Origin of the sequence: Microcoleus sp. Pol12B3 (genome assembly GCF_036701355.1) — a bacterium.
GTDB lineage: Bacteria > Cyanobacteriota > Cyanobacteriia > Cyanobacteriales > Microcoleaceae > Microcoleus.
Genome location: NZ_JAUBQS010000005.1, coordinates 75632 through 88817, shown reverse-complemented (window position 1 = coordinate 88817; position 13186 = coordinate 75632). Strand labels below are relative to the sequence as shown.

General features: G+C 44.3%; 13 protein-coding genes. 9 read left to right on the top strand and 4 right to left on the bottom strand.

Features of this window, described 5'->3' with window-relative positions; translation table 11 throughout:
• Positions 1 to 352: 352 nt before the first annotated feature.
• Positions 353 to 676, bottom strand: a complete 324-nt coding sequence (locus QUA53_RS03965) for a transposase family protein (RefSeq protein WP_333095313.1) — start codon at positions 674 to 676, stop codon at positions 353 to 355.
• An 817-nt stretch (positions 677 to 1493) separates the two neighbouring features.
• Here QUA53_RS03965 and QUA53_RS03960 point away from each other — a divergent pair.
• From QUA53_RS03960 to QUA53_RS03920, 9 genes are all read left to right on the top strand, one after another.
• Positions 1494 to 4640: a peptidase domain-containing ABC transporter gene (locus tag QUA53_RS03960; protein WP_333095315.1), complete on the top strand. Its 3147-nt coding sequence runs from the start codon at positions 1494 to 1496 to the stop codon at positions 4638 to 4640.
• A gap of 244 nt (positions 4641 to 4884) precedes the next feature.
• Entirely contained in the window at positions 4885 to 6687 is a 1803-nt protein-coding gene (locus QUA53_RS03955; protein WP_333095316.1) for an HlyD family efflux transporter periplasmic adaptor subunit, read from the top strand.
• 59 nt (positions 6688 to 6746) lie between these two features.
• Positions 6747 to 7217, top strand: a complete 471-nt coding sequence (locus QUA53_RS03950) for a HetP family heterocyst commitment protein (RefSeq protein ID WP_333095317.1) — start codon at positions 6747 to 6749, stop codon at positions 7215 to 7217.
• 527 nt (positions 7218 to 7744) lie between these two features.
• Complete coding sequence (locus QUA53_RS03945) at positions 7745 to 7879, top strand: hypothetical protein (RefSeq protein ID WP_333219660.1); 135 nt, start codon at positions 7745 to 7747, stop codon at positions 7877 to 7879.
• A gap of 242 nt (positions 7880 to 8121) precedes the next feature.
• Positions 8122 to 8379 (top strand): hypothetical protein, encoded by a 258-nt coding sequence (locus tag QUA53_RS03940; protein WP_333095320.1) that lies wholly within the window; start codon positions 8122 to 8124, stop codon positions 8377 to 8379.
• Between the two features lie 212 nt (positions 8380 to 8591).
• The gene (locus QUA53_RS03935; protein WP_333095322.1) at positions 8592 to 8912 is read left to right on the top strand and encodes a TonB-dependent receptor; all 321 of its coding nucleotides are present in this window, start codon (positions 8592 to 8594) and stop codon (positions 8910 to 8912) included.
• Between the two features lie 143 nt (positions 8913 to 9055).
• A complete protein-coding gene (locus QUA53_RS03930; RefSeq protein WP_333095324.1) occupies positions 9056 to 10822 on the top strand; it encodes a GNAT family N-acetyltransferase in 1767 nt (588 codons plus the stop codon).
• Positions 10823 to 10863: 41 nt separating this feature from the next.
• A complete protein-coding gene (locus QUA53_RS03925) occupies positions 10864 to 11187 on the top strand; it encodes a hypothetical protein (RefSeq protein WP_333095325.1) in 324 nt (107 codons plus the stop codon).
• Between the two features lie 116 nt (positions 11188 to 11303).
• Complete coding sequence (locus QUA53_RS03920) at positions 11304 to 11435, top strand: hypothetical protein (RefSeq protein WP_333095326.1); 132 nt, start codon at positions 11304 to 11306, stop codon at positions 11433 to 11435.
• Positions 11436 to 11986: 551 nt separating this feature from the next.
• Here QUA53_RS03920 and QUA53_RS03915 read toward each other — a convergent pair.
• The 3 genes from QUA53_RS03915 to QUA53_RS03905 are packed head-to-tail and all read right to left on the bottom strand — an operon-like array spanning position 11987 to position 13162.
• Positions 11987 to 12241: a hypothetical protein gene (locus QUA53_RS03915; protein ID WP_333095327.1), complete on the bottom strand. Its 255-nt coding sequence runs from the start codon at positions 12239 to 12241 to the stop codon at positions 11987 to 11989.
• A gap of 36 nt (positions 12242 to 12277) precedes the next feature.
• Positions 12278 to 12535, bottom strand: a complete 258-nt coding sequence (locus QUA53_RS03910; protein ID WP_333095328.1) for a hypothetical protein — start codon at positions 12533 to 12535, stop codon at positions 12278 to 12280.
• Positions 12536 to 13162, bottom strand: coding sequence for a hypothetical protein (locus QUA53_RS03905; RefSeq protein ID WP_333248686.1), 627 nt, complete (start codon positions 13160 to 13162; stop codon positions 12536 to 12538).
• Between the last annotated feature and the right edge of the window lie 24 nt (positions 13163 to 13186).

The following is a 13186-nucleotide window of genomic DNA, read 5'->3' as shown; positions in this document are numbered from 1 at the left end:
AAGACTCCCCTGCCACAACACCAACTATCTCTCTACCATCTGGCATGAAAATTATTTAATTTTTAAAAGTAAGCTGTTGCGGCCTTTAAATTGTCTATTAAAAAACAATAAAACTCTGGTGGAGAGTAGGGTTGGGCGTCCAGCGCGCCTCAAATCTACAATTTAAATGCACGACAGCTTATGGTTAGTCTTCTTGCCTGAAAAGTATTTTTCTTGTTCAGCACGAGTTCCAGGTATTTCTCTGACTTGTTCCTAGGTATCTACTATTAATTAATATTCTGTGAATATTTCCTTAACTATTGCACGATCAGCAGCGTTTTTTTACTTCTTCCAGCCAGCTAGATGGTAGCAATCAAAGCAGGCGTCCAAACCAATAGTTAAATGTATCATTAGCTGTGGACTCACTAACTCCAAATGGGATGCCCCGAAGTTGAAGTGTTGTCCTAGTCCTAAGATAGAACAAAGTTAAAATTATTTGTTCGGGAATAGATAGTTTGGGTTTTTGACCGACTCCACCAGCAATAATTGTCACTTTTTGGGATTCTAGTAAAGCTTGTTTTTCATGATGTAATGGTTCGGCATTTTGGATAAATTGTTGTAACTGTTCATAGACCAAAGCAATTAATCGCTGTGTTTTTTTATGATTATTTTCAAGATAATTCAGGAGGTCCCTCATGTTTCTGTGTAAAAAAATGTCTTTTATCTTTTTTTATTGCACAATCTTACTAATAGAAATATCTTCTATTAGTCGTTGGTAAATTTCTAAGTAAATGCGTTTTTTTTTGATAAATACGGCGGCTTGTTTGGCTACATACTGGGCAAAATTCTGTTGTATTTTTGAGGGTAAATTCTCAAATAATTGTTGCTTCTCTCTCTAAGCTATCCCCTAAAATTACATTAGATGGATACAGGATTTTTGTCATTAATTTTTTTATGTTTAACTTCAACGATCGCTGTCTTCATAAGATTTTAGCATACTAAGTAAGGAAGAACCATTAATTGCTTGAATTGCTGCTACAAACTAATAGCAATCAATATTTCTTTACAATGTTTGGAATCTGGACTTCACAAACGATCGTCAAAAATTGATGGGTTTTGAATCCTGAATGTCAACTTCTGTGTAGATACACGTATAGCGGACACAACATTTGCCTCCCAGCTTCACACAATCTTCACATATCTCCGTATAATTACGGTAAATTTATAAAGATTAGGTAAAGATTGCCATCAAAGGTAGCCCAAATCACGATTCTATAAGTTAAACTGGGAGCCAGCCAAAACCACACTTACGTAATCACCACACAATCCTGAAAAAACGCAATTTTATATATCCTAAAGGCGTTGAAGGGATGCCGTAACCAAGAGGTGTTAGTCGGACATATCGACAAACAGTTTTTAAGCCAACTCAATTGCGACTAAACCAATAAAAATTGCTCATAACCGGGTTAGTTGTAATTCAAAAAATTTGAAACAACTTTTTGACAGGGTAAGTTATGAAAAAAATTTTAGGGGTTAAAAATCACATTTTTCAAACCCCAGAAGCCTTGAAAAATTTCCCGGCTATTCAGAAAATTTTCGAGGAAGTCGGTGCAGGACCGACATTAGTGGCGAAATTAAATACAGTCTGTGAAATTTGCGAGTTTCAGCTCGGAGATGAAATTACTCAATATCAAATACCCCATAATAGCAACAATTTAGTTGAACAGGAACAGAGCGATCGCCATTTTTATTTAGTTTGCGAGGGAAGAGTCAGGCTGCTAGCGGTAGAAGCGTCTCACCAGCAGGAGATTTCGGCGATTGTACTGGAAGTCGGAGCAATATTTGGGACAGATGACCGATTTATAGACAGCGGATTGCCTTACAGGGTAATTGCAGCCGACACTTGCCAAATTGCTCGAATTGCGGCCACCACAATGCAGCTTATTTTAGAAGAATGCCCGCAACTGCAACAGCATTTGCAGCAAGAATTTCAAGAGCGACAGCGGTTAATATTTTTCAAGACACAAACAGATTTGCGATCGCTCCCTCCCCACCAACAACAGCTTCTGTGGCCGCATTTACTTCCTTACATAGAAGAAAGCCGAATTCCTGCCGGAGTTTCCCTCGCTGAGCATTGCCAAAACTCCAACAATCTTTTTTGGCTCCGCAGCGGTCAAATTCAAGGTCAAGCACCGCCAATTATCGGCAGTAACTGGGAGCATTCAGATGTAAAGAGCGACTGGATAGCGGTAACAGATCTGCTACTTTACCAGCTGAGCAGCGAACAGTGGGAAATCGCTAAGGCCACAATTAGTTCCGAAAGCAATTCCCGCCCTAAAATCATCCGCAAACCTCAAATTTTAAGCTTAGTAACGCCGCCCCAAGATGCCCGATCTACCTCACAAACCGAGCCATCAAAATTAACCGCATTTGCTCAGCAAAAACCCGCAGCCGGAATCATCAGCTTTCCCAAACCCAAGCAGCGGCTCTGGTTGAGCAGCAGATACCCATTCATTCAACAACAGAGCACAGCAGATTGTGGAGCTACTTGCTTAGCCATGATTAGCGAATATTGGGGTAAAAAATTCAGCCTAAATTACTTGCGCGAATTGGCAGAAATTGGCCGCAGTGGCGCGTCGCTCAAGAGTCTGGCAAAAGCAGCGGAAAGGATGGGATTTCACACCCGTCCCGTCCGAGCTTCTTTAACTCCGCTGCGAAATCAAAATCCCTGGATTGCTCACTGGCAAGGCAATCACTACGTGGCAGTTTATCGCTTTAAAAATCAACAGGTTTTAGTAGCCGATCCGGCCGCTGGCAAGCGGTGGATGACCGTTAAAAATTTTACCGACAATTGGACTGGCTACGCCCTAATTTTAGACCCGACAGCGGAACTATACCGCAATCACAGTGCCGAAGATCAAGGCATTAAAATTAAAGATTTTGTTGGCATAGTCTGGCCCTACCGCGCTGCGATTGCCAAAATTTTGATACTCTCCTTGTTGCTCCAAATATTTGGTCTAGTTACTCCCCTATTTACCCAAGTAATTCTCGACCAAGTGGTTGTTAGCAAAAGCATAGTAACTCTGCACGTTTTTGCGATCGGACTGCTGCTGTTTAGTGTTTGGCGAACGCTGTTGGGCGCAACGAGACAGTATTTGCTGGATTATTTGTCGAACCGCATTGACCTGACTTTAATTAGCGGCTTTATCAGTCACACTCTTAGTTTGCCGATCAAGTTTTTTGAATCTCGTCAGGTGGGCGATATCTTGACGCGGGTTCAGGAAAATCAAAAAATTCAGGCATTTTTGACTCGCCAAGCTATTACGGCTTGGTTGGATGCTTTGATGGCTGTAGTTTACATCGGACTGATGGTTTACTATAACTGGCGTCTGGCTTTGTTGGTGCTGGCTTTGATTCCGCCGATCGTGATTTTGACTTTAGTGGCAACTCCGTTTTTGCGAAAAGTGTCGCGGGAGATTTTTACAGAAAGTGCCAAGCAAAATTCATCTTTGGTGGAAATGATTACTGGGGTGGCGACGGTTAAGGCCACTGCTGCTGAGCGAGAAATGCGCTGGCGCTGGGAAGACCAATTAACCTGCATGATTAATGCTAAATTTCGCGGGCAGAAGTTGGCTAATTCTTTGCAGGTAATTGGGGGTGGGATTAATACTTTGGGCAGCACGGCTTTGCTGTGGTACGGGGCAATGCTGGTGATTCAAGACGAGTTGACTATCGGTCAATTTGTGGCTTTTAATATGATGATTGGGAACGTGATTTCTCCTGTGCTTTCAGTGGTGGGACTGTGGGATGAGTTTCAAGAAGTGGTCGTTTCGATCGAGCGTTTGGATGATGTATTCTCTGCCCAACCCGAAGAAAGCCCTTACAAGCCAATGCTGGTGCTGCCTCGCATTCAGGGAAACGTCAAGTTTGACAATGTTTCTTTTCGTTATGCTCAGGATGAGGAACGCAATACGCTGCAAAATCTTTCCTTTGAGGTGCAAGCTGGAGAAACTGTGGCAATTGTCGGCCGCAGCGGTTCCGGTAAGAGCACTTTGGTGAAGCTGCTGCAAGGTTTCTATTATCCAGAAAAGGGGCGGCTGACAATTGACGGCCACGATATTCGGCACATTTCTTTGCAGTCGCTGCGAGTTCAGTTGGGTGTTGTTCCTCAAGATTGTTTCTTGTTTTCGGGAACGATTTTGGAAAATATTACGCTGTATAAAAACGGAAACGATGCTGCTTCTGCAAGCTTGGAAGAGGCGATAGAAGTGGCGAAGCTAGCAGAAGCTCATGCTTTTATTCAAGATATGCCGCTGGGTTATCAAACTCCAGTGGGGGAAAGGGGAACGAGTTTGTCTGGGGGCCAGCGGCAGCGAATTGCGATCGCCCGCGCTCTTTTGGGAGATCCCCGGATTTTGGTTTTGGATGAAGCAACTTCTTCGCTGGATACGGAGTCTGAACGCAGGTTTCAGCAAAATCTCGCCCGCATTAGTCGCGATCGCACTGCGTTTATTATCGCTCATCGGTTGTCTACGGTGCGTAATGCCGATCGAATTTTGGTTCTAGACAAAGGCATTTTAGCCGAACAAGGCAACCACGACGAATTGATGGCTGAACGCGGACTTTACTATCACCTCGCTCAGCAACAACTCGATATTTAAGTCATTAGTCATTGGTCATTGTTCATTAGTAATTAGTCATTGGTCATTGTTCATTAGTAATTAGTTATTAGTCATTGGTCATGGGTCATTAGTCATTAGTCATTAGTCATTAGCAACGAACACAAGGCTAAAGAGAATGTTCACTTACTCCTGACTCCTAACTCCTAACTTCTGACTCCTGACTGACAACTCCTAACAACTGCTAACTGCCAACAGTCATACAGATTAACTTGGAGGAAATACAATGTTTTCACAAGATGAGAAAGAATTAGGCCATGCTCCTAACGAAATAGGTGAAGTCTATGGGGGTGTAGCTTCAAGGCAAGAAAACGAAGCCCGAAAAAAAGACCGATCTTTAGAATTAGTCGAGTTTCAAAATCGCTCTTCTCAAACTAATGACGGTATCAATATTGCCAAATTACGGCAGCCTGATGCTAAGAATTGGTCTACTTCTTTGCACTCGGTACTCGACCAGCCACCAGTATCTTTTCCCCAGCGGTTGATATTAGGAGGAATTGTTTTTTCCGTAGCTTTTGGAGCGTGGGCAACTTTGGGAAAAATTGACCAAGTTGGTCATGCTCAGGGCAAATTAGTTCCCAAAGGTGCTGTTTACAAAATTCATCCGACGGAGACGGGAAAAATTATTAACCTCGCTATCAAAGAAGGTCAAAAAATCAAAGCTGGACAATTATTGGCCGAATTAGACCCGTCGAATGCCCAGAGCGAGGTGGAGCGTCTTGAGAAAATTCTGGACGCCGATCGAATTCAATTGGTGCAGCAGATTAGTTCGATCGAGAGAACTCGACTTGAAGCGGAAGCGAGCCAAGCTATTGCTGCTGCAGACCAGCGGGGGGCTGAAGCTGCGATCGCCCGTGCTCGCGCTTCAGCGGCCACCACGCAGTCTCAAATCGAGCAATTGCAAGCAGATTTAGTATCTCAGCAAGCGCGGCAACAACAGCTCAAACCTCTGGAAAAGAATGTGCAAGACTTGCTCTCGCAACTGAAAACAGATATTAACTCGCAGCAAGGGCGGCGCGAGCAGGTGAAACCGTTGCAACGCAAGACTCAAGAATTGCTGGTGCAATTGCAAGCAAAAGTAACTGCTCACAAAGAGCGGATCGCGCGTCTCAAACCTTTGGTAGATGAAGGAGCACTGTCAAAAGACGTATTGTTTCAAGCTGAGGAAGCTCTGCGAGAAAGTGAAAATGCGGTGATTAGAAGCCAGTTGGGGGAGACAACTCAGGCTGACGATCGCGCCTTTGAAGTCGAGCAAACCGTTCGCGACAGGCAAAGTGCTGCCATCAGGAGTCAACTGTCTGATGCAACTGGGGTTAAGGAAAGGTTGTTTGAAGTCGAGCAAAATTTGCGCGATCGAACAAGCGCCATTTCTAAAGCCCAAGGTGAATTAGCCCAACAACTGGCAGAAGTCGATCGACTGCAAGCCGAAGCCGCCAGCAAACAAGCCGCAGCGCGCCAAACGCAGTTAGAAAAAGAGCAAAAAATTCAGCAGTTGGAAATGGAATTAAATCAAGTCAAATCCAAAATTGCCGAAACCCAAACCCTGCTCGCTCAAGCAAAAAATCAGCTCAAACAAAGATTTCTCTACGCACCCGTTAGCGGAGTGATTTCCGCACTCAACATTCACAACACTGGCGAAGTAGTTCAACCGGGTCAAACTATTGCAGAAATGACTCCGAATCAGGCTCCTCTGGTGCTGGAAGTCAGTTTGCCGAACCGAGAAGCGGGATTTGTCAAAACCGGAATGCCGGTGCAAGTCAAATTCGATGCTTTTCCTTATCAAAATTACGGCGTGATTCCGGGAAAAGTTTTATCTATTTCGCCGGATGCCAAAACAGACGAGCGATTGGGTGTTTTTTACCGGGTGGAAGTGAGTATCGATCGAGACTCAGTGAAAGCCAACAATCAAACCTGGAAACTCAAAGCTGGCCAGACAGCTACTGCAGAAATTGTCATCCGCCAGCGCAGCATAGCCGACGTTTTGCTTGACCCTCTCAAGCAACTACAAAAAGGCGGCATGAGTTTGTAGAACTTAGTTAAGTGGTTGTTGTCCTTTGTCACTCTATATACACAAAACAGGATAAAATAATGAATTCCCAATTCCACAATTCTGCCAATCATTCCCAAGTTGGAATCAAACCAGAACAATTGGATGAGATAATTTCAGCCATCCTGGCAGGAAAGTATTCTTGGGCTTGTTTTTTACTTTTGCGGTGCACGGGTTACAACCCTCTCGACTATATCCCTTACCGTACTTCCAACCGCTTGCTTAAGGAAAACAGTCAAATCAGCAAGTCGAGTAAATCGGAAACTAAGTCTGCATTGGGCAAAATTGCTGATTTAGATCATCTGGAGGTGGTGAGGGAAAAACGAGCGGGAGTTCGAGGGGGTTATGTAACTGAGGCTTTTAGCCAGTTGCACTCAGATACCAGAGGTTTTGGACTTGAAGTCAAGGAAGGGCAATATCTCGCGATCCAGAAGGTTGAGTGTTTGCCAATTCCCAGTCAAGGATTTTTTGCTGGATTTAAGACGCGCTTGTCTAATTGGGCGGGTAAGTAATTTAGTCGATAGACCGACAACCCGATTGCGGGCGTTGGGTGTACCTGTTTTTTGGTTGACTCACCGCGGGCGATCGGGTTTTTAAGTATCAAAACTCCGCGCTTTCAATAAATCTGCCAAAATGGCAACCTTAGCAAAATTAATTACTTTATACTCAGAAACCCGATTTGAGCTATTGTGGATTTATACTGATTTGCGATCGAGTCTAATACAGTTATTCCTCTGTTTCGGCAATACCCGTCCTACTCAAGTTGATTGAGTAGCCTACCTTTTTTGTTTTCAGTACCGCTTAAAATTAATCTGCCAAAATGGCAACATAAGTCGGATTATTCCAGCTATCTTAACTACAGAACAACCACAGGTTGCTTCGAGCAATAAACTCACAAATAAAAAGGACAAAAGCCATGATTATTTCTGACCTCAACTACTTGGAAACTGCTGAAACTTCTGTTATAGGTGGATTCAACTTGGGCTATGACTCGAGCAAAATCTATTTCTCTGAATACTTTAACATCAAGAAAAATGTTGTGTCTAAGACCTATGTCAAGGGTAATCTTGCTACTGCGGAAGCTGATGCTTATGGTAGTGATACTTTAACCCAAACCTTCGCTACTGTCACTCCATACTCTTCTAATAGTGTCTCGATCGCTGCTACTAACTAATCCTTAGCAGTTGTTCAGTCCGAGAATGAAAATAACAGCCAAAATAGAGGGTATACTCGCTGAGGATGCTCTCTATTTTCATCGCTGTACATCCATGACTGAGTTACCTTTGTTGTTTCATTGCTTGTTACAATTAATCTGCCAAAATGGCAACACAGGTCCGATTATCCTAGCTATATTAAATACAGAAAAACCACAGGTTGCTGCAAGCGACCAACTCACAAATAAAAAGGACAAAAGCCATGATTATTTCCGACCTGAACTACTTGGAAACTGCCGAAACTTCTGTTGTTGGTGGATTCAACTTGGGCTATGACTCGAGCAAAATCTATTTCTCTGAATACTTTAACATCAAGAAAGATGTTGTGTCTAAGACCTATGTCAAGGGTAATCTTGCTACTGCGGAAGCTGATGCTTATGGTAGTGATACTTTGACCCAAACCTTCGCTACTGTCACTCCATACTCTTCTAATAGTGTCTCGATCGCTGCTACTAACTAATCCTGAGCAGTTGAATAGTTGGGCTATTTTGTTCTCATCTACTCAGCAAACAAACCTTTTTGACTGAGTAGATGAATTCGATATAGCTCTACTTGAAAATGGCCAGAAATTAATTTTATAGAAAGGGAGTTTTTTTAACTTTCTTTTTGAAATGACTTTCAGAATTCATCTGAAATTAATTTCATTTGCTGGAAAATTCTGGTGAGCCAACCATGAAAAATGTATTAATCATCTCTGACTTAAGTTATTTAGAACCCATTGACGAAAGCAGCGTTGTAGTGGGTGGTGGCAATGTTTACGCTGGTACATACGCCACAACAAGCGCTGGGCCTGGATATGCCCTCGCTGTTGTAGGTGCATCTGCCATTGGTAGTGAGACTTATACAAGTACAGGAGCCAACACAACAGTTAAAGACTTCGGTAGTCTTGAGTTTAGTAGAGCCAAGGCAACAGGCACTGCCTATGCAACGACTGGAAACCAAACTGCTTCATCTACAATTCGCAGCACTTCAATTTCATTTTTTGGGCGTTAATAGTCTCACTTGATAGGAAGACGATCGATACTGCGATTTTGCTGTTGCACAAGATTCTTTTCAGACATTCTCTCAAGAGTGTTAGGGAGGAGCTACTTTTAACCGACAAGGATGGGTAATATAATTGCTGAGGAAAAAATGATATGAAGATTGACAAAATTGATAATTTTGAAACATTTAAGAAAATCCGAGAAAATTGGGATTTTTTATACGCTGCCGATTCTCAGGCTCAGTTCTTCTTATCGTGGATTTGGTTATCTGGATGGTTGCAGATGGTACATGAGCCGTGGTTCATCTTAGCTGCAAAACCAGATACCGATGATTCATCCTATGTTGCCTTTTTTCCTCTAAAAACTTTATTAACCCACCAGGATGGAGGTGGCTTTGAAACTGAAATCTGCATGGCAGGAAATAGCATGGCAGATTACACAGGACTTATTTGCCTGCCTGGTTATGAAGGAGATGCAATTCCTGCTTTTGCTGCTTACATCCAGCAACAGTTAGTATGGTCTACTTTCAATATCAAAAGTATTCTAGAAACAGATACACGGATGTCCCTCTTCTTGAGTAGTTTCTCTGGGGAGAGTTTTGATCTCAGTCAACTGTGCATTCAAAGTGTGAATGGAGAAGATCCCGATCTTTATATAGCCCCTTATATTTCATTACCAGATGACTGGGATATATATCTGGAAAACTATCTCGGTTCCAATACTCGCCAAAAAATAAGACGCTTTTTAAGGCAAGTTGAAAGCTCTGACGAGTTTTATATTACCCACGTTAACGCAGAGAATTTGGAATCTCATATTGAGATATTACTCAAGTTCTGGGAGGCCAGATGGAAAAAGCAAAAAGGGGATAGCTTTGAGTCAATCATGGGTTATAATCGCCTTATTTTACGTCATTGTTTTGAACATAACTGTCTGTATCTTTCGGTTCTGTGGAAAGGAGACAGACCTTTAGGGGCGATCGCCAACTTTGTTGATTTTCAGCAAAAATCCATGCTATTTGTGATTACAGGTCGCGATCGCACCTTTAAAAATCTCCCACCTGGACTTATCCTCCATGCTGATGCAATCCGATACGCGATTCAAAATGGATTTAAAGTGTACGACTTTTTAATGGGCAATGAGGAATATAAGTATTCTTTTGGAGCTAAAGATCGCCACATTCAGCATATCGTAGCCAAATACAAGAATTGCCAGAATAGACAAGAGGATGTTAGGGATCTTCTTCCTTTAGCACTTCAGCTCGCTGTTCGGGATCATCGATCGAACCGACTCACCAAAGCTGAACAGCGATACCATCAGATTTTGGAAGCTCAATCAAACCACCCAGAGGCACTCTATGGACTGGGGGTGTTGATGAGGCAAAAAGGCGAGTACCAAACGGCAGAAAATTTACTGAAAAACCTGCTTCAGGTGCAGCCAAACTCTATCAAGGCTCTATTTGGTTTGGGGAATTTGTATCAAACTCAAGATCGGTTATCCGATGCGATAGAAGCCTATCATCAAATCTTAGCTCTACAGCCTGATGCGATCGCCGCATACAATAACCTTGGCTATGCTCTACAGCAGCAAGGCAAATGGAAAGATGCGATCGCCTACTATCAAAAAGCACTAGAACTAAAGCCTGATTGCCTTGAAGCTGAGGTTAACTTAGCTAATGCGCTTCATGCTCAAGGAAAGCTATCCTTAGAGAAACAAGCTCATTACGCGACAATGAACAATGATTTAGGCTCCAAATGCAAACAATTAGGCGATTTAAAAACAGCTATCGCCTACTATCGCCAGTCCCTCTCTATGAAACCAGATTTAGCAGAGGCTCACTATAATTTGGATGTGGTGCTGCAAGAACAAGGTGAACATCAAACCGCAAGTAACGTCGAGCAAAAAACTCCCATATCTGCCTAGTCCGCAACTTACTTTTGATTAGTTTAAAAAGGAAGAGCATTATGTTGATATCTGATTTGTCATACCTCGATAATCTTGCAGAAAAAGACTTAATTATAGGTGGTGCTTTATTGGCGTTGGATGCCTTTTCATCAGTGGACAGTGGAAACACTTTGACTACTACAAACATTATTTTGAGAAACCAACGCAAAGTTACGAAAGCAACGGGTACGGGAACAGCTATAGCGATTGGCACTGATCCTCTAGCTGGTGTTGATGTTTACTACGCAGGCTTTGATAAAGTCAAAGTAAAAATTAAATCAGGAACAGGAGGCAACTATGCTTTTGAGACTGTTACTGTAAAAGCGATGGACTTGCCACACTAACTGTGATAGCTTGTAGTAAGGGCTTCAGTCCTTTTTAGCTTTTAATGATTGACCGCTGGATCGCGGGTACGAGCGGTTTCTAGCCGACGAAAGAGCCGCTCGCCCCAACTCGCTGAATGCCTATTCTAATTACTTCCGCATCATCGCAGGTGCAGGGCGATCGCGATCGCCCTGCACCTGCGATGACTCCGCATCTATTCGATCGCGATCGTATTCAAATGGGTCAAATCCGTCGCCTTCGAGGCTGATGCAAGCCCCTCCAACCGCCGTTCCAAGTCCCCTCCCATCGGCTCAACCACAGTCATCAAAATGCTGCCCAACCCTGCTCTGTTAATCACAATTCAGGAACGCGAGCAGCGGTGTGTCGATCGGCGCTCAACACCAGCAAGCGCGCCCGGATACAAAGAGTATAAAAATTCAAAACTTACGTAAGTCTTATAATGTCAAACAAATCTGCCAAATTGGCAACATACCTCTAATTAGTCCAGATATATTTAGGTAAATCGAAGTAAAACACGGTTTTTGCTCATCTTTAGCAGCCCGCCCTAATATTTTTTGAGGAGGGGCGAGTGCAAGGAAGGTGTAGTTTAAATTTATACAAGCCTTTTGACAGTGATGGTGATGGCTAAATTAAATGCCATTGGCAATCAGTAGCGATCGCCAAGATTGGTATTGGTAACAGTTTAGTCGCGTCCTATTTTCGGGCTCACCTAGGTTCATTTATTAAAAACATTTCAGTCTTTAATCTGAAGTCAAAAGCAATTGTTTCACTCTCTTTAAAATCCTACATTGGCATTCATTAAAATTGGCAATGTCGGTGTTCGTGCAAGTGCTTTTCGTCTTTACATACAGGTAAAAGGAGATAAATCGCGATGCCTCCATTAGATTCATTAGCTCCTGAGCCCTTAAATAATATTGTTGGAAACAGCAATAGTTTAAACACCTTGAATTCGTTGGCGAATAACCCTGGTGCGGGCAGCAGCAGTAGTTCCAGCACATCTAGTGCCTTTGTAGATGACAGCGGTGCAGGCAGCACCAGCAGTGCGACAGCCACTTCCCCAACGGAAACCAGTACCAGTAGTGAGACTGCTTACGCTGCGGGGGCTACCTCTAGCAGCGCCAGTGCACAAGCGCAAACTTCTGCCGTTGCTCCGCCAACTACTAGCGCCACAGCTTCGGCTCCAGCAGCAACGCCAGCGCCAGCACCAGCGCCAACACCAGCGCCAACACTAACACCAGCGCCAACACCAGCGCCAGCGCCAACACCAGCGCCGTTAGGAGACAGCAGCGGTGCCAGCAGTAGCAGCACCGCGACAGCGACTTCTCCGACAGGGAGCAGCAGCAGCACTCAGACAGCATCGGCTCCCGGCGGCAATTCTAGCAGTGCGAGCGCCTCAGCTAGCAGTGGTTTAGATACTCCGCCAACTACTAGCGCCACAGCTTCGGCTCCAGCAGCCACACCAGCGCCAACACCAGCGCCTGCACCAGCGCCTGCACCAGCGCCTGCACCAGCGCCTGCACCTGCACCTGAGCCAGCGCCTGCACCAACACCAGCGCCTGCACCAACACCAGCGCCTGCACCTGCACCTGAGCCAGCGCCTGCACTAGCGCCAGTACCTGCACCAGCGCCTGCACCTGCCCCAACACCAGCACCTGCACCAGCGCCTGCACCTGAGCCAGCTCCGGCTGCTACAGACTCTGCACCAGTAATTAATCTCACAGCGCCCACACCCACACCTACGCCCACACCCACACCTACGCCCACACCCACACCTACGCCAACACCCACACCGTCAAATAATGACGGTTCAACGTTCACCCCAGTGACTGGCGGCACTTCTAGCAATTCAAGTCCTTCCAATTTCTCTCTAGACAGTACGGGCAGTGGCGGCGAGAGTACGATAATTTCTGAGCCAATAAATAACAGTAACAGCAATAATTCGATCGCACTTCCCGAGGACAATACCAACAACATCAATCCTGAGACAACCCCGCCTCC